Origin of the sequence: Mesoplasma syrphidae (assembly GCF_002843565.1) — a bacterium.
GTDB lineage: Bacteria > Bacillota_I > Bacilli_A > Mycoplasmatales > Mycoplasmataceae > Tullyiplasma > Tullyiplasma syrphidae.
The window spans coordinates 18,509-37,836 of the sequence record NZ_CP025257.1 but is presented as its reverse complement, the minus strand read 5'-3'; the positions used below and the strand labels follow the sequence as shown (position 1 = coordinate 37,836).

The window sequence follows — 19,328 nt, the reverse complement described above, 5'->3', positions numbered from 1 at the left end:
ACCTCGCTTAAATACTATTATATAAAAAATAAGACGTAAAGTCTTATTTTAAAAATTCTTGGTTGTCAAAATATGGTCTCATTACTTTTGGTAAAACCAGTTTTTCTCCATCTCAATAATTTTCTAAAATTGCTGCAAACAAACGATCAATTGCAACTCCAGAACCATTTAAAGTATGAACCAACTTTGTTTTACCATTACTATCTTTAAATCTTGTTGACATATTGCGAGATTGAAAATCACCACAATTTGAACATGATGAAATTTCACGGTACTTATTTTGCTCTGGAAATCATACTTCCAAATCATAAGTTTTCATTGAAGAAAAACCAACATCTCCAGTGCATAATTCTACAACACGATATGGTAATTCAAATAGTTGAAGAACATTTTCCGCATCTTTCACTAAGTTTTCTAACTCAATATCAGAAGTTTCTGGATGAACTAGTTTTACAAGCTCTACCTTATTAAATTGATGTAAACGAATCATTCCCTTAGTATCTCGTCCCGCTGATCCTGCCTCTTGTCTAAAACATTGCGTAAAAGAGGTATATTTAATTGGTAATTGATTATTATCTAAAATCTCATTAGCATGTAAATTTGTTAACGGAACTTCTGCAGTTGGAATTAAATATTGATCACCAATTTTATAAGCATCATCCTCAAACTTTGGAAGATTTCCTGTTCCAAACATTGCATCGGAATTTACTATTACTGGTACAAACATTTCTTTGTAACCCCTTTTTGTATGAGCTGATAATAAAATATCTGCAATAACTCTAACAATCTTAGAACCTAACCCAGTATATACTAAAAATCTCGATCCACTTAATTTTGGTCCTGCTTCAAAATCAACAAGATTCAATTTTGAAGCAATTTCTCAATGAGGAGTTTGATGTTTAATAATTTTATCATCTGCAAAACGACGAACTTCAACATTATCATTATCATCATTTCCAATTGGCATATTTAAATTTGGAATATTAGGAATATAGCGTAATTTGTTTTCTAATTCTGCTTCAACTTTTTTTAATTCTTTATCCAATTTCTCAATTACAATATTCATTTGAGAAACTTTTTCTTTAGCTTTTTTTGCTTCCTTATGATTATTATTTTTCAAAAGCTGCCCAATCTCTTTAGACAATAAGTTTTTAGAAGATTTGACTTCTTCTACTTCTTTAAGAATTTGTTTTCTCGCAATATTTTTTTCAACTGCAAAAATAAGATCGTTTGTATAATCTTGTGTTCGTGAATTTAACCGTTCAGTCACTTCCTTTAAATTTTGTTCAACATAATTTATATCTATCATAAAATACCTCTTTTGTTAATTTAATTATATACTTTCTTAAGTATTTTAAAGACAAAAAAATTACTTTTACAGTTTTGTAATTTTACATGTTAACAGCAATACAAAGAGCTAACAAGATAATTCCACTCACAATAAAAATTAATCAAATTGATTTTTTAAATCAATATGTAAGTGACATTTGCTTAGAAGTAAAGTTTTTATTTTTTCGTTTATTATATTTAAAGTAAATTAATGTTCCAAAAATAATCAATAACAAACCAAAAATAATTAAGATAATATCTGCTAACACGTTATTGTCTCTCAATAATTTTCAAAAAATCAATATTACCTTCGACTACTTTTTTATTAGTAATTTTCATAATTTGAGATTTTAGGTCTTCGATAGGTTTTAGCGATTCAGAATTTTTTAAAATTTTTACTTTAAATGGTCTACCTGTACCAATTGCCCTTAATTCAACTTCTGTTGAGTCAAAATCTTTTTTAGAAATAATATCTAGCAAAGCAAGTGTTTTCTTTGTATTTAAAAGACCATTAAAATTAACAGACAAATACTCATTTAAAGATTTCTGAATCTTTAATATTCCAAAATCAATTTTAAATATTTTTCCATAATTTTTTTCATAGATTCAAGTTGCATGATATTCTAAATCAACATAAAAATCTGCATTACTACTAATTATATTTTTATAAAATTTTCTTTGAGTTATAAATTGAGCTTTTGGAAACTCCATTTTACAGATTTCTTGCAAAAATTTGCTCATTTTGATAAATGTGATTTCTTCATCTTTAGGCAAAATATTTGTATTTTTTAAATATCTTAAGTAAAAAATGAAACTTTCAATATTGATCATCTTATCATTCTCAAAAAATCGCGTTGACAAAAAGTTACCCTCTTCACGAATTTTATTCTCAGCATATAAACCTGCCCCAATCAATTTTAAAGATTTCAAATCATATGCAACCAAATTTGATTCACGAAAAATACATTTGTCATTTTGAAAAATTTCTACAAAATAATTTCCAAATTTAATAATCTTATTGCTCATTAAAAATTACCTCACTCCTGTTTGGCTTTTTTGGCTATATCAACAAAAGGAAATTTTGTTTTTAAAAAGTCAAAAACTCCCTGATTTAATTTCATATACGGATAAAAATTATCTATAAAATCAGCAATAGCATCTGAAAAATTATCAGCCTTAATAAACTTTTGTGAAACTAAATAAATAAATACAAGCGATGGGCTCCTACTTACTCCAAGTTGACAATGAACATATGTATCTGCATCTTCATTTTCAATTAAAAATTTTAATCCAGCAATAAACGTTCTTTCTGATAAAGTATTAACATCATGAATATCTACAATATTTAAAATAATTTTATCGGGTAGCAAAATAAAGTCCTTATCTCGAATTATTATGTTTGTATTTTTTTTAAAAAAATTATAATAGATATCGCTAATTTTTACTTCCTTTGCTATATTGCTTGGGGCAGAAAATTGATCCCCAAGAGTTAAATTATTGACAATTAATTTACGTGTCATTATTCCTCCATTTTTAAGTATTTTTTTAGCTCTGTAGCAATATTAATTACTTTAGGACCATAAATTACTTGATATTTATTTTGCATTTTTTTAATACCAAAATTTCCAGTAGAATTTAAGATATTTTCGTCAACTAACTTTTCATTAGCAACTGTTACTCGCAAACGCGAAACACAATTTGCTAGTACTAAAATATTTTCTTTTCCTCCAAAACCCTCAATTATTGTTACTATTAAGTTTAATTCTTGATCGTCATTCATTTTTACAAAATTTAGCTCTGGATTTATTTTTTCTTTGAAATCTTTTTTAGAATGTAACTTAATTTCAGTTCCATTAACTCCAGGTGTTCTTAACCTTAGCTTTTTAATAAGAACTACAAAGGTTGTTGTATATATTGCAAACATCATAGGGCCAATTATAAAAATCCCCCATACTCGCTCAATATTTTTAAAATTAATTCCATTTACGATAATTCATGTAATCAATCCTGATCCTCTTGTTGAAACTTGAGCGAAATTTCCTATATACATGAACATATATGTGCAACCTGTAAAAATAATATGAATAACATATAGAATTGGTGCTGAAAATAAAAACGTAAATTCAATTGGTTCTGTAATTCCTGATAGGAATGAAGACAACATCGCTGAAAAAATTATGCTCCCCCCGACTTTTCTATTTTCTTTTGGAATGCAAATTCACATTCCAAAACCAGCTCCGGTTAAAGAAAACATATTTGTAGGAAATGTTCCATTAATAATTCAGGAAGACTTTGCTGTAACAAATTCTCCAGCCCCTATTTTAGCAATAGCAATACTGTAAATTCCTTTAATCGTTTCATTGGTTTGCGGATTTACCCAGGTGTCTCCAACTTCTGTATAGTACAAAAAATAATTCAAAACGTGATGCAAACCAAAAGGAATTAACATTCTAATAAATGACCCATAAATAAATGGTGCAGCAACTCCCATGCTAGTGAGACCCTCTCCAAAACTTTTAATAGCTCCGGAAATGGGAATTCATGTTAAGGCTAATGGCATTCCAAATAATCAAGCTACCAAGGTTGCAGCTACTGGCGAAAATCGGGGACCACCAAAAAAGGCCAAGTATGTTGGAAATTTTAATTTGTAAGTTCAGCGGTGAACTCCGTATCCTAACATCCCAGCAGTCATACCTCCTAATGCAGAATATTGAAATCCAATTACTCCAAATCTGGTAATTAGGCCATTTTCTTTTGGTCCATTGCCAACAAGCATTTTTGGGGAAACAATTGACATAATCATATTGCCTGAAACATAAAGTGCAGCTAAGGCCATTAACCCAGATAAAGCAGCAGCAATTTTTTCTTCTTTGGCTAAACCTGCAGCTAATCCAACAGCTACCAAAAAGTCGATATTTGTAATTGCAATCATTCCTATATTTTTAATAGCATCTGCAGCAATTTTGGTATTTCCAGAATATGTGCCAGCAGACACCGCAATTGCTTGAACAGCGTATCCCATTGCTCCAATTAAGGCCAACAATGGAATAATCGAGATTGGAATTAAAATTGCACGAGCAAAGCTTTCCAGCGAAGATTGCGCGCTGAAAATTTTATTTTTTATAATTTGTGCTTTTTTCATTTTTCCTCCTTGAAAATATTTTATTAATTTGACGATAAAAAAGAAGGTAGAATTACCTTACACTTTTTCTTTTTTTATGGAAAATATTTTCTAGAAGTATTAGAAATTAAATATAATTTAGGATATCTAAAATAAATTGATCAATTATTAAGAGTAAAATATATTTTGCTGTCATCGGGAATCTTTTGCTTTCTAAAACAAACTCATCTTGATAACTACCGTGCAAATGATAATCAAGATATTTTTCAAAATTAGTTTTTTGAGAACCCGTAATTCCAATTATTGTATAGGGCTTAAATAAGGCAACTTTTTTAAGATACTCCTTAATTTGACTATTGAAACCTGATGCACTTAATACGAAAATTATTTTCCCTTCAATATCAAATAGCTGCGGATCGTATTTATCATAGATTAATTTGACATTAATATGCATATCCAAAAAAGTTGAAAACATATATTTTGCCAAAATCAAAGTTTTACCAGAAGCAAAAATAATTACCAAACGCTTCTCTTTAATGATTTCTCTAGAAACCTTTTTAACTATTTTTAAGTTAATTTCACTTAAAGTCTTAATAATTGGATCACACAAATTTTTTTGATAGATACGAGCATTGAAACTCTCTTTGTCATCATCATTTACAGTTGAATTGTAAGTTTTTTTAATCATATCTTTGAATCCTTCAAATCCAATTTTATTACATACTTTCGTGATAGTACTAGGACTAACGTTACAATCTGTAGCTACTTTTTTAATTGAAATGGCATCAATAATTTTGTAATGAACTGCAAAATAATCTGCAATCATTTTTTGTTGCTTTGTCAATTTGTGATAACTATGTTTAATTTCTTTCAGTAAATTCATAAAAGGGCCTTCTTTCAAAGTTAATCTTATAAATAAAAGAGACTAAGTTATCAAACAAATTTTGCACTGAAAAACAAAAACCCACACTTGTGGGTTAGTTTTTTTAGCTCATTAAGCCTGCATGATAAAGGTTTTGAAAATGTCCAGGTGTGTTTATTAATTCGTCAAATGTTCCTTGCTGAACAATTCCTTTGCCATTTGCTCCCAAGACAATAATTTGATCAACATTTTTAATTGTTGATAAGCGGTGAGCAATTGTTACACTAGTACGATTTTTCATTAATTCATCCAATTTGGCTTGAATTTCTTTTTCAACAATATTGTCCAATGCTGAAGTCGCTTCATCCAAAATTAAAATTTGCGGATCTTTTAAAAACATTCTTGCTATTACCAAACGTTGCTTTTGACCTCCAGATAACATAAACCCACGTTCACCTAGAACCGTTTTATATCCCTCTGGTCAACTCATAATTAATCCGTGCAATTCAGCTTTTTGACATGCCATAACAACATCGTCGTCTGTCGCCCCAAAACTTCCATACTTAACATTTTCAAAAACATCTCCAAAAAGAATTTGTGGGTCTTGTTCGACATATCCCAAATGCTCTAAGTAACTTGCTAAATTAAGTTCTTTCAAATCATACTTTTCATTAATAATAATTTTCCCATTACTTGGATCATAAAGTCTTAATAATAACTTAGCAATCGTTGATTTTCCCGACCCTGTTTCTCCAACAAAAGCATATGATTTTCCTTGCTCAAATTTAAAATTAAATTTTGGCAAAATTAGCTTTTCAGGTTTTTCTGGGTAACTAAATTCAACATCTTTGAAAACGATATCACTAGTAATTTTTTTAATTTTAATTCCATTAAAATAGTGAAAATCGATAATTGAATCAGCTTGCAAAGTTGTACTGATTCTGGCTGAAGCAACTCCTGCTGAAGCAAATCCTCCAGACATATTTAGTAAAGTAAATAGTGGACCAATCAATAACCCTTGTGATAAAGAATACGCTGCAAACGTATTATTAAAAAAATCCAATGTTTCTTGCGAATCGCCTGAAGATCCATAAAAGATTACAGCAAAAATTGGAGCAGTAAACGAAATAATGAAATCTCCTGCAAATACAACCGTAAATAACAGTGATAATCAACTCGCAACTGGCTTAGTCTGCTCAAAATAATCCACATGCTTCGCTTTAAAGTTTTCAGTCTCGTAGGCTTCCGTTCCTGAAGCCTTAATTAATCTAACTGACACGATCCTGTCAATTACATTTCCATTAGTTTTTTCCAAAGTTTGACGAACTTTATCATATCGATTAACTAACATTATGTAAACAAATACAAATCCACATAAAATAACAATAAATATTCCTGTTCCAACAAGAGCAATTTTTCAATCCAAAATAAATGTCATTGTGACAGCAATTATAATTTGAAAAACTGAAATAATACCCCCAACAGGAATATTTATTGCTCAGTCACTTACAAACTTTGAATCAGAAATAACGTTTGTCAATAACTCTCCAATTTTTTTATCTGAATAATATGAAATATCTTGGCGAACAAGCTTTTCTAAAATTTTATTTCTTAAATCAATTTCAATACGAATTGCCATTAAATACCCCAAATAATTAATTGCAAAAGTATTAATTGTGTTGATTACAATAGATACAATCCCAATTAACACTAGGTACTCTCAAGATAAATTTCAGTAGCCCGTAAGAAATGATGAAGTATTTGCTGTTGAGTTTGTCAAATCCAAATTGATTTGCTGAGTTAATAAAGGAATCATCATTACAGTAACACCATAAATCAAAATTAAAGGAATCATTAGAATACTTAACTTTCATTCTTTTACATAATAGCGAAAAATAATTTTAAAAAATTCACTATTTTTAGATATTTTTCTTTTTTCCATAATTTAACTCCTTTCTTAACTCTGTTTACTCATTAACCCAGCATCATAAAGATTTTTAAAATGTCCAGGCTTTTGAACCAATTCATCAAATGTTCCTTGTTGAACAATTCCTTTACCATTTGCTCCCAGCACAATGATTTCATCAACATTTTTAATTGTTGATAAACGGTGCGCAATTGTTATACTAGTACGGTTTTTCATTAATTCATTTAGCTTAGTTTGAATTTCTTTTTCTACAATATTATCCAATGCTGAAGTTGCCTCATCCAAAATTAAGATTTCAGGATTTTTTAAGAACATTCTTGCAATTACCAAACGTTGTTTTTGACCGCCAGATAGCATAAATCCACGCTCTCCAAGAATTGTTTTATATCCCTCTGGCCATCCTGAAATCAACTTATGAATTTCCGCCTTTTTACATGCTGCAATTACTTGTTCATCTGTGGCATCAAAACGTCCATAGCGGACATTTTCATAAACATCACCAAATAAAATTTGAGGTTCTTGTTCAACATATCCAACATGTCTTAAATAGGAAGCCAAATTGACATCTTTAAGATTTTGATTTTGATTAATAATAATTTCTCCACTACTTGGATCATAAAATCTAAGAAGCAATCGAGCAATTGTTGATTTTCCTGACCCTGTTTCTCCAACAAAAGCATATGATTTTCCTTCTTCAAATTTAAAGCTAAATTTTGGCAAGATTAATTGCTCAGGTTTTTCTGGATATCTAAATTCAACATCATTAAAAACTATGTCTCCCTTAATTGATTTGACAGTATTCTCTCCAAAATAGTTTGGATTTAAAATTGACTCTACTCTAAATGTTTCTGAAATTTGTGACGCTGCAACACCAGACATTGCTAATCCGAAAGAAGAATTCAATAAATTATATAGGGGTCCAATTAGAATTGCTTGAGCTAACATATAAGAAGGAAAAATTGTTTCAAAAAATATTTTTGCTTTTTCTGGATTATCACCTAATCCATAAAAAATTCCAGCAAAAATTGGTGTTGACAATTGAATAATACACTCACCGGCAAAAATAATTGTTAACATTCAAGACAAACTAATTGCAGTGGGTTTTTGCAGTTGATAATATTTTTGATGAGTTTCTTTAAACTTATTTGCTTCATAGCTTTCAGTTCCAGTTGATTTAATTAAACGAACTGTCGCTACGCGGTCAGTAACACTTCCATTAACTTTTTCAATTTCTTCTCTGATTTTTTCGTATTTCTTGACTGTGTTTTGATAAGCAAATACAAATGCTACACAGATTATTACGAATATTGTAAATCCAGCAGCTGCTATTTGTCAATCAAAAACAAATGTCATAATTACAGCAACAATAATTTGAGAAACCGAAATTCCAATTGAAGATGGTATTGTCACGGCTCATTCTCCAACAACCTGAGTATCAGAAACAACTTTCGTCAAAATCTCTCCAATTTTCTTGTCTGAATAATATGAAATATCCTGACGAACTAATTTTTCCAAAATACGATTACGTAAATCAACTTCAATTTTACGTCCTAAAATATAGCCATAGTAACTAAAAATAAATGTTGCTACAATATCCAATAAAATAATTCCAACCGCTATATAAATACATTCAACTCAGTGTAACCCTCAAAAATTTGACGGTATTGCTTCATTATTTCCTACATTTATATTTGCTTCATTCCTAATACTCATAGTCATTTGCTGAGTTAGCATTGGAACCATGATTCTTGTTAGAGCAAACAAAATAATCATCACCAACATTAGCAACGTTAATTTTCATTCTTTTAAATAGTAACTTCAAATAATTTTAAAGAATTCACTATTTTTTGATATTTTCTTTTTCTTACTCATAGTTCTCCTTTATAATATGACACGCTTTGAAACTACTATTGGTATTGAAATTATTTTTTCTTCAGCCTAATTACTTCTTTTTATTTTGCTGTCCCAAGGCACATCATTACCAATTAGCGGCTTTATAACGAGTTTATCATAATATAAAATAAATTGCTTTACGGGTAAAAATAGTTTTAGAGAATATTGGGATTTTTGAAAAATGATGTTTCTCAATTATTAGTAAAAAACTTTCCCTTTTTTATTTTCACATGTCAACAAAACCTTTCATATGCTCAAAAAAAATGACATAAAAAATGGATTGCTCCATTTTTTGAGTTTTATTAAATTTTAAAATAAATATCATAGTTCCAAAAATAAAATGTCCTTACTATAACGTTAAATTGAAACTAAAACAGACGACCATATCATACTATCAGTTGTTCCAAATATTTGTGATCTTTTAATCCAAATCTTCGCCATTTGTTGAGATAACTTTTTTATATCAATAAAAGCTATCTTTTCTTGAACGTTTATAATCACCTTCACCATTATCGTTTATATTAACGTGAATAAAACCATATCTTTTTTTTATTCCTTCATGAGTTGAAACTAAATCAATAGCACTTCAGGGGTGATAACCAATAACATCAATACCTTCATTAATAGCAACTTTTAGCTGTTCCAAGTGGGCTTTAATGTAATCTATTCTGTATTGATCATGTATTGAACCATCTTCTTCTACAATATCATATGCTCCTAGTCCATTTTCTGTCACCATCAAAGGCATTCTATATCTATCTCACATTGCTCTCATTGTATGCAAAAATCCTTGAGGATCAATTGACCAACCAAACTCTGTTTTAGGTAAATTCTTGTTATCACACAAATCAAATAATCCAGGAATATCATAAGCAGTTTGTTGATCAGATTCACTAAACTTAATTGACCCAATTTTTGTTGAGGCTCTAACTGTTGAAGTGTTGTAATAATTAAACGCTATAAAATCGGCTTTACCTTTTTTTAAAATTTCTAAGTCACCTTCTCTAAGTTCAGGTTCATATCCATTTTTCACCATTCATTCTCATGCAATTGTATTATATTCTCCAAGGCACGCTGCGTCCAAATATAATCAATTTCTTCAGGCATTCGCTTTGTAACTTGCATCAAAATCTTCTGGTTTTGAAGTTTCAGCATACACATAGCTAATATTCGGAGCTGGTCCTATAATACCTTTGAAATTCATATCATGATATTTTCTTGTGACTAAAGCCTGCGCTATTAACATATTATGATTAATCTGATATAACTTTTTGAATAAATTATCTTGTTTAGGATTTATAACACCAATAACATGGCCCACTTGAATAATCATATTATGCTCATTTATTGTTTGCCAATATTTAACTCTGTCTCCAAACAATTCGAATAACTTTGTTGAATATTGAACAAAAGCATTAACCATTAAATCCCTATTTAATCATCCACCTTGATTTTCTAAATCCAGCGGTGGATCAAAATGATAAACAGTAACAACTGGTTCAATATTATATTTTAATAATTCATTAAGTAAGTTATTATAAAAGTCAACACCTTTTTGATTAATTTCACCAGTCCCTTTTGGAAATATTCTACTTCATGAAATAGAAAACCTATATGACTTAAATCCCATTTCTGCCATAAGCTTTACATCTTCTTTATAGTGAAAGTAGTGATGCGAAGCATTTCTAAAGTCAATTTTATCTTTAACAGGTAATGTTAGATCTTGGACACTTTTACCCTTCCCATCAATATTTGTTGCACCTTCACATTGATAAGCACTAGTTGATGCTCCTCACAAAAAATCTTTTCCAATTTTTTTCATATATTTTACTCCTTAATTTTCAATCTCACATTTCTTGACTCAACTGAATCAAAAGCAATTTCAACTGATTCAAGCGAATTTCAAATTTTATTTAATGAAACTACTTTTTCATCACTGCTAATATTTTTTTTATTAATTTTTAATAAAATACTGTTGTAAATTTGCTCTTTCGATGAACTAAAAATTTTCAATGTTTGTGCCTTTGATTCAATTAAGTCAGCTTTATGTTTTTCTTCCTTGGCTTTTTCTTGATACAACGCAAATGACTCATATTCTTTGTTTAAATTTAAAAATTTGGCGTATATTTCGTTATTACCAATTTTCTTTACTTTCTTTTGCATTCTAACTAATTTGCGGTACATTTTACTTCGCTTAACGTTTTCTTTTAATTCAATGTTTAGCATTTTGCTTTCAATTTTTGATAAATCACCATAGTAGTTGTAAATTTCTTTATATTGATTTTTCATCGCTTGCAATTGTTTAATTTCCGAATTAAATTCAATATACAAAATTTCAGTTTTAACATTTAATCATTTTGCCATTACTTTTAAGCTTTTTTTAAATCCTTTTAGTTCATTAGTTCTTTCTCTATAGCATAAAAATGTAATAACAAATCCAACACCAAATGTTATCGCTCAAACCATAAATAATAATCCTACTTCAGTTGCTTGACTATAAGTTATTCGGTGTTCAAAACTTGGATTAATAATGCTTGCATGATCATTAAACCTCAAAGCGCTTAGAATACCAAATGTACCAAATAAATCCATATCAATATCTAGAATACCAATAAGAAATCCACCAGCCAATGCGCCCATACAGCCATAAATAAAGGGTTTAACTCTGGGTAAATTTACTCCATAAATGATTGGTTCTGTTATTCCAAAAATACCCGCTGGCACAGTTGCAAATGCCATTTTCTTAAGACTCATATTTTTTGTTGTTATACCAACTGCTATTACTGCTCCTAATTGTCCTCAATATGCCGTCACATTTGCTGTTCCCAATAATTGAGGCGTTCCGTTGGAAATGTTTGTATCAATCATTACACCCAATGGCGTGTGACAACCAATAATAACTAATGGTTGCCACAGCATAGTAAACAACGCAGTTCCAAACCCATATGGGATAGCCCCCAATCATGTCATTGACTTAAATAATCCAAATTCAATTAAACTAGATACTGGTGCCAAAACAAATCATAATAACATCATTGTCATTAAAATTACTAATAATCCTCGAAAAGTAATATCTAATGCTGCTGGCATTCATGTTTTAATTCATTTATCTATAAATACAACTAATAATCCTCCCACAATATACGGAATGATTGAGCCTTGATAACCCATTATAACAATAGGGAAACTTCCTAATGCAAAAAGGAAAAAACCACTTTTACCTGATGCCTTATCACTAATTCATTCACCGAAATGAGCATCTGATATATTAGTTGCAATATCGTATTTATCTCCTAAAACTAGCGGAAAAAAACCTTGGGATAATAAAAATAATCCTACAGTTATAGCAAATCATGGATTAGCGTCAAAGTATCTTGCCGTATTAAAAATAAAAAACAGACCAATTGATGGCATAACGGTGTTTGCCAAAATAAAAAATAGCGAATCTCAAACTCCAAATAGATATAAAGTTTGCATACTAATTAAGACTTTTTCAGTTTCTCCAGTTGCTGTAACTATTTCAATTGAATTTTGAAGAGGCCCGCCATCCATAGAAAGCAACGAATATAGTGCGACTAGCATTCCTCCAGCTATAATTACGGCAATGGCCGGTTGGATTATTCCAACAATTGCAGCCATAAATCTTTTACTTAAAGTAGGCTTTTTGACAATACGATTTTCAAGTATACTTTCTTTTTTCTTTTTACCTTCAATTTCATATGCTTTAAATTCATCTACGACTTTTTGAACTTCACCACCAATAATTATTTGCAGTTCAGGTCCATTTCAATTAACTCCTTTTACCAAAGGTATTTTCAAAATTTCATCCACTTTTACATTCTTTTTGTCTTTTATGTTAGCTCGAAAACGAGTCATGCAATTGTAGGGTTTGATGTAGTTGCCTTCACCAAGAGCATCAAATATAAGTTCTGCCGTAACTCTATACTTACTTTTAAACTCCCTAATCTCTAGATCGTATAAACCGTTTTCTTGTGTATTTTTTTTAAATAGATTCATAAAAATTTCCTTCTACAATTTATATTCTAAAATAAAAAAAACACCACAAGGGGTGTTTTTTATTTAATGTTAAGTACTTAAGTATTTATAAAGTAGTTAACATTTTATTAATTGAATTAATGATTTCTAAGAACAAGAAATTAAGTATTATGTTTCTATAAATTGTGTCAGAAAACTTAACATCAAGATTAAGATTAATATTATTTTCATTAAGGGTATCAATTTTCTTGCCCTTCGTTATTAGCGAAAAAATTTTACTATGGTCAACCTTTTGTAAGCATTCTTCATAAAAAGATATTTCGGTTGGATTAATCATTCCAATGAAAATAAAAAAATATTTGTCACAGCCAAAAAGCGGTTCATTAAATCTTGAAGATCTTCCAGATGCATAAGGGTTAATTAAACTGATATTTAAAAATCCTTTACTTTTTATACTGTCGATAAATATTCTTGATGCATCATTAGCTTGACCTGATGTTATAAAAGCAACTCTTTCATTTGCCAAAATTGCGTCAGCTATTTTGGTGATTATTTTTAAATTTTTTTTGATGAAATTATGAATGACCAATATGTCATCAAAAGTTTCGCCTTGGCTAGAAATTTTATCCTGTTTATTTAACAAAGCTGTCTCATATTCAATTTCTAATCTCAAATGTAATTCTCTATAACCAGAAAATTTTAAGCGCTGCGCAAATTGTGTTATCAAAGCTTCTGATACAAAACACTGAACAGCTAATTCTTTTTGAGACAAAAAAACTCCTTGATTATAAAGCTTCAAAATCTTTTTTGATATTTGATAAAATGTTTCATTTTTTCTGTATTCAATTACTTTGCAAAGCGCTAATACTGCAGAAGCCATTTTATATATTTCCTTTTCAAAAGCTTTTATTTAAAATATTATACATTTTTTACATCGCTTTATTAGCCGAACAAGAACTTTCCTGCATTTGGTTTTGAAACTGATAAAATAGCATCAGAATAGCATCAGTATTTTTATTCTGAATTAATTTTGCACTCATGTTGCTAGCTTCAAATTTCATTTAATTCATTAAACCTGCCTCATAAAGCCTTTTAAAATGCCCTGGGATATTTTTTAGTTCCTCAAAAGTTCCAATCTGAACAATACCTGCACCGTCTGCTCCCAATACAATAATTTGATCAACATTTTTAATTGTTGACAATCGATGGGCTATTGAAATTGTAGTTCTTCCAACCATCAATGTTTCAAGTTTTTCCTGAATTTCTTTTTCCACAATATTATCCAATGCCGAAGTGGCTTCATCTAAAATTAAAATTTCAGGGTTCTTTAAAAACATTCTTGCAATTACTAAACGTTGCTTTTGACCTCCAGATAACATAAACCCACGCTCTCCAAGAATTGTCTCATAGCCTTCTGGTCAGGTTTTCACTAAATCATGCAATTCAGCTTTTTTACATGCCTCAATTACTTCTTCGTCAGTAGCTTCAAAACTTCCATAACGAACATTTTCATAAACATCGCCGTACATAATCTGTGGTTCTTGTTCAACATATCCGATATGTTTTAAATAGCTAGCTAAATTAAGATCCTTTAAATTTTCTTTTCCGTTTATTAAGACTTCTCCTTCGGTAGGATCATAGAATCTTAATAACAATTTTGAAATAGTCGATTTACCTGATCCGGTTTCCCCTACAAAAGCATAAGACTTTCCTTTTTCAAAAACAAAGTCAAATTTTGGAAGCACATTTTTAGTCGGCTTTTCTGGATACGCAAAACTTACACCTTTAAAAATGATATCTCCCTCGATAGAAACAATTTTTTTACCATCAAAATAATGCGGCTCCATAATTGATTTAGAGTTAATTGTTTCTTCAACTCTTGATGCAGCAACACTTGCTTGTGCCAATCCAAATGCTGCATTCATGACATTAAATAAAGGCCCAATCATCATTCCTTGAGCTAAAGCAAAAGCAGCAAACGTAACTGTAAAGAATGTTTCCACTTGTTTATCATTTCCTGAATTACCAAAAATCAGCATTGCTGCAATAATCGTTGAAAATTGCAAAAGTGAAACTCCTCCAAACAAAGTGGTTAGCATCAGTGCTTGCATCCTTCCAACCAGCTCAGATTTTGCATAATATTCTTGATGTACTTCTTTGAATCTACTTGTTTCATAATTTTCAGTTCCAGTTGACTTAATTAGTCTAACTGTCGCGATTCTATCAATAACATTACCATTAATCTCAGTGATAACTGCGCGAACTTTATGAAAACGTTTTGTTGTTACATTAAATGTCACATACATGATTATCATAATCGTTACAAATGTAACGAATGCTACCAAAGCTAATTGTCATTGCAAAACAAACATCATAATCAGGGCTGCAACAATTTGAAAAACAGAAATACCAATTAGCATTGGTATCATGACAGATTGGTCTCCTACCATTTGAGTATCAGAAACCACTTTTGTCAATATTTCCCCAATTTTTTTATCAGAATAATATGATATATCCTGTCTTACAAGTCGCTCCAGCGATTTATTCCTTAACTCAATCTCAATTTTTTTACCCATTAAATATCCAACATAATTGAATAAATAAGAACATATGCAGTTAAGAATGACTGCTAAGATAGCAATATAAACTAACTTATCTCATTTAACACCTCAAAAATTTGCTGAAGGTGTAGCTTTGTTGACTTTTTCAATCATAATAGACATTGTCATTTGATTTGTAAGTAGTGGAATCATTAGCCCACAAGCTACAATAAAGATCATTAAAATTCCAATTACAATTGCAAATTTTCACTCTTTGATATAAAATTTCGAAATCATTTTTCAAAAAGTCTTGTTCGATTTTTGAGACTTATTTTTAATTTGTTTTTTCATTGTTAACCTCTCTAAATTAACTACTTTTTATATGTATTGAAGCAAAAGCCTTAAATTTTATTATTTTACTTATATACTTTTCAATTTAACAATTATATATTCTTATCCGATAGTAGAATTTTTTAGTACATACAGTATTTCATATGTGAATTTTTCCTAGGAGTAAAGACTACCATCTATTTTTTAATTATATCAACTTAACTTGGTAAACAAAAACTTTACATAAAAAAATACTTTAATCAATTAAAGTATTTCAGATTTGCAATTAGTCCATTAATCCTGCTTTATAAAGCTTTTGGAAATGACCTGGTTTATTTTTTAGTTCATCGAAAGTCCCTGTTTGGACAATTCCTGCTCCATCGGCTCCAAGAACAATAATTTCATCAGCATTGCGAATTGTTGACAAACGGTGAGCAATTGAAATGGTAGTTCTACCAACCATTAGCAATTCAAGTTTTTCTTGAATTTCCTTTTCCACAATATTATCTAAGGCAGAAGTTGCTTCATCAAGAATCAATACTTGAGGGTCTTTTAAAAACATTCTTGCAATAATCATGCGTTGTTTTTGACCTCCAGATAGCATAAACCCACGTTCCCCTAAAATAGTGTCATATCCATCTGGTCAAGTCATAATAAGATCGTGCAATTCAGCTTTTTTACATGCTTCAATTACCTCCTCGTTTGTGGCTTCAAAACGCCCATAACGAACATTTTCATAAACATCTCCAAATAAAATTTGTGGGTCTTGTTCAACATACCCAACATTATATAAGTAACTTGCAAGATTAATATCTTTTAAGTTATCTTTGCCATTAACAATGACATCACCTTCAGTCGGATCATAAAATCTTAATAGCAATCTTGAGATTGTCGATTTTCCTGACCCCGTTTCTCCAACAAAAGCATATGAGCGACCTTTTTTAAAAGTAAAGTCAAATTTAGGTAGAATTTGTTTTGATGGTTTTTCCGGATACGCAAAGCTAACACCTTTAAATTCAATATTACCATCAATTGAATCAACTTTTTTTCCATCAAAGTAGTGTGGATTCAAGATTGAAGTTGATTTAATTGTTGAATCAATTCTTTGTGATGCAACAGATGCTTGAGCAATTCCTACAGCTGACATAACAACTTGAAATAAAGGTCCAACCATGATTCCTTGCGCCAGTGTAAATGAAGCAAACGTTGTTCCAAAAAATAACATCCCAACTTGTGGGTCAACGTTTCCATATTTAAGCATTGCCACTCCAATTGCAATAAATTGAATAAAGCTAATTCCAGAAAAAAGAATTGTTATCATTAAAGCTTGAACTTTTGCTAATTTAGTAGATTCACTATAATAATCTTTGTGCAGTTCTTTAAATCTTTGTGTCTCATAATTTTCTGTTCCAGTTGATTTTACTAAGCGTACTGTTGAAATACGATCTGTTACATTTCCATTAATATCTGTAACAATCTCACGAACTTTTGTTATACGTTTTTTTGTGAAACTAAATGATATCATCATGGCTACTAGGATTAAGAAAAACATCCCTAAAACTGATGCTGCTAGGGTTGCTTCAAAAACAAACATCATTACAGATGCACCAATGATTGTTAAAAAAGCACTTAACAATGTGACCGGAACTTGTGCTGACTGGTCACCAACTATTTGCGTATCAGATATTACTTTTGTAATAATCTCTCCAATTTTTTTGTCAGAGTAATATGAAATATCTTGACGAACAAGAGCTTCTAGAGATTTATTACGCAAGTCAATTTCAATACGCTTAGACATTAGCACAGAAAAGTATTGAGTCAAAAATGATATAACAGCATTTCCAAGAACAACTCCAAGTGCAATTGCTAAAGTAGTTTGTCATGATAAACCTCAAAAACTTGAATCAGCTGGAGTTCCATATTTACTAAAGATATCCATCGTCATTTGTCTTGTCAGCAAAGGTATGGCAATTGAAGCCAATACGGAAATGACACTTAACGAAACAATAATTAAGGCTAACTTTCATTCCAATTTGAAATACTTGGCAATCATGGCAAAAAAAGTTCCCTGCCCTTTAGATCACTCAATATCTTTTGCAACCAGACTTGCAACTCCGTCAGTATATTCTTGTTGAGTAATTTGCCCATTATGCAATCTTGCATCTAAAACCTTAACTTCTTTTTGAAACTCTTCATTTTTTATTTTATGATCTGGTTTTATTTTTTTATCTTTACTTTTGTGTGTTGTCTTATTCATTTGCATTTCCTTTCAAAATTTTATTTAAAAATTATCTTAATTATACCTAAAAATAGATTTTATAATTTTATTTTACGACAAAGAATTAAATCAAAAAGTTTAACAAAAAAAGAACCCCAATAGGTTTCTTTACTTTTTGTCAATGTTTCAAATAATATTTACACGAAATATTTAAACTCGGTAATTTTAATTCGCTTACTCCTTTAAGACCAAGGCTCCATAAAGATTTGCATCTTGAGCATAAAGACATTGCTCCACTTTAAATTTTCTTGTGTATGGTTCACCAACCAAATTTAAACAATTATCAAGTTTTTTTGTCAATAATTCTAATATCAACTTGCTTTGGCTTATGCCTCCGCCAAGTAAGACAATATCTGCTGCAGCAATAGCATTAGCAGTAAGAACATTTATTGCTAGTTCATCAATGAAATCATTGACAGCGTTTTTCTTAGCTTCGTCTTCATAATAACCTTCAACAATTTCTTTTCCGGTTAAATGTGTGCCTGTTTTTTCTAAATAATTTTTAATTAGTACTGTAGTAGTTGATGTTGTATTTCCAATTCTCGGATTCTTTAAATCAAGATTATGAACGATAAAACCAAAATTCCCACCTAATGAAGTTGCTCCTTTGTGTATTTTATTATTAATAATCATTGCTCCACCAAGACCACTACCAATAATAAAAATTAATGCAGTCTTATCTCTTATTTTTTTGTTAAAAGCTATTTGTGATTGTCCAACAGCATAGGCATCGTTTTCAACAAAAATTGGCAAATCGGTATTTAAATCGCGACGATAATTTATTTTGTTAATATTTGTAATTGCAGCAAACCCATGAACTTGTGTTGTTGCTACATCTATTACTCCAGGAGAGGAAATTCCAATATCTGAAATTTCTCTATAAAGACTCGTAATTTCCGTTATCAAATTATTAATGATTTTTAGCAGCTCAACGTTGTCAATAATTTTACCATAAACCACATTTTTTCTATATACAATTTTTGTTCCACTAAAAACAGCAGCTTTTACTGACATGCCACCAATATCTAAACATAATCTCATAGTAGTCCCCT

Annotated in this window: 14 protein-coding genes; all 14 read right to left on the bottom strand. The window is 30.0% G+C overall.

Annotated elements, in window-relative coordinates; translation table 4 throughout:
• Positions 1-43: 43 nt before the first annotated feature.
• Complete coding sequence (gene serS / locus CXP39_RS00135) at positions 44-1,309, bottom strand: serine--tRNA ligase (protein WP_027048325.1); 1,266 nt, start codon at positions 1,307-1,309, stop codon at positions 44-46.
• A gap of 82 nt (positions 1,310-1,391) precedes the next feature.
• Positions 1,392-1,598: a hypothetical protein gene (locus tag CXP39_RS00130; RefSeq protein ID WP_027048324.1), complete on the bottom strand. Its 207-nt coding sequence runs from the start codon at positions 1,596-1,598 to the stop codon at positions 1,392-1,394.
• A 1-nt stretch (position 1,599) separates the two neighbouring features.
• Complete coding sequence (locus tag CXP39_RS00125; protein WP_027048323.1) at positions 1,600-2,355, bottom strand: hypothetical protein; 756 nt, start codon at positions 2,353-2,355, stop codon at positions 1,600-1,602.
• Positions 2,355-2,849, bottom strand: a complete 495-nt coding sequence (locus CXP39_RS00120; RefSeq protein ID WP_027048322.1) for a protein-tyrosine phosphatase family protein — start codon at positions 2,847-2,849, stop codon at positions 2,355-2,357. The genes CXP39_RS00125 and CXP39_RS00120 overlap by 1 nt, the downstream gene beginning before the upstream one ends.
• A complete protein-coding gene (locus tag CXP39_RS00115; RefSeq protein ID WP_036256385.1) occupies positions 2,849-4,471 on the bottom strand; it encodes a PTS transporter subunit EIIC in 1,623 nt (540 codons plus the stop codon). Before CXP39_RS00115 ends, CXP39_RS00120 begins: the two co-directional genes overlap by 1 nt.
• Before the next feature lie 106 nt (positions 4,472-4,577).
• Positions 4,578-5,333, bottom strand: a complete 756-nt coding sequence (locus CXP39_RS00110) for a MurR/RpiR family transcriptional regulator (RefSeq protein WP_027048320.1) — start codon at positions 5,331-5,333, stop codon at positions 4,578-4,580.
• 103 nt (positions 5,334-5,436) lie between these two features.
• Entirely contained in the window at positions 5,437-7,254 is a 1,818-nt protein-coding gene (locus CXP39_RS00105; protein ID WP_245856634.1) for an ABC transporter ATP-binding protein, read from the bottom strand.
• Between the two features lie 15 nt (positions 7,255-7,269).
• Positions 7,270-9,111, bottom strand: coding sequence for an ABC transporter ATP-binding protein (locus CXP39_RS00100; RefSeq protein ID WP_036256383.1), 1,842 nt, complete (start codon positions 9,109-9,111; stop codon positions 7,270-7,272).
• Positions 9,112-9,553: 442 nt separating this feature from the next.
• A complete protein-coding gene (locus tag CXP39_RS00095) occupies positions 9,554-10,954 on the bottom strand; it encodes a glycoside hydrolase family 1 protein (RefSeq protein ID WP_027048318.1) in 1,401 nt (466 codons plus the stop codon).
• Positions 10,955-10,959: 5 nt separating this feature from the next.
• Positions 10,960-13,149 carry a PTS transporter subunit EIIC gene (locus tag CXP39_RS00090; protein ID WP_027048317.1) on the bottom strand — a complete coding sequence of 730 codons (2,190 nt, stop codon included), beginning with the start codon at positions 13,147-13,149 and terminating at the stop codon, positions 10,960-10,962.
• Between the two features lie 85 nt (positions 13,150-13,234).
• On the bottom strand, positions 13,235-14,008 hold the full coding sequence (locus CXP39_RS00085; RefSeq protein ID WP_027048316.1) for a MurR/RpiR family transcriptional regulator: 774 nt from the start codon (positions 14,006-14,008) through the stop codon (positions 13,235-13,237).
• Between the two features lie 181 nt (positions 14,009-14,189).
• Positions 14,190-16,019 carry an ABC transporter ATP-binding protein gene (locus CXP39_RS00080; protein ID WP_084497577.1) on the bottom strand — a complete coding sequence of 610 codons (1,830 nt, stop codon included), beginning with the start codon at positions 16,017-16,019 and terminating at the stop codon, positions 14,190-14,192.
• 265 nt (positions 16,020-16,284) lie between these two features.
• The gene (locus tag CXP39_RS00075; protein WP_245856633.1) at positions 16,285-18,255 is read right to left on the bottom strand and encodes an ABC transporter ATP-binding protein; all 1,971 of its coding nucleotides are present in this window, start codon (positions 18,253-18,255) and stop codon (positions 16,285-16,287) included.
• 195 nt (positions 18,256-18,450) lie between these two features.
• Entirely contained in the window at positions 18,451-19,317 is an 867-nt protein-coding gene (locus CXP39_RS00070; protein ID WP_027048313.1) for an ROK family protein, read from the bottom strand.
• Between the last annotated feature and the right edge of the window lie 11 nt (positions 19,318-19,328).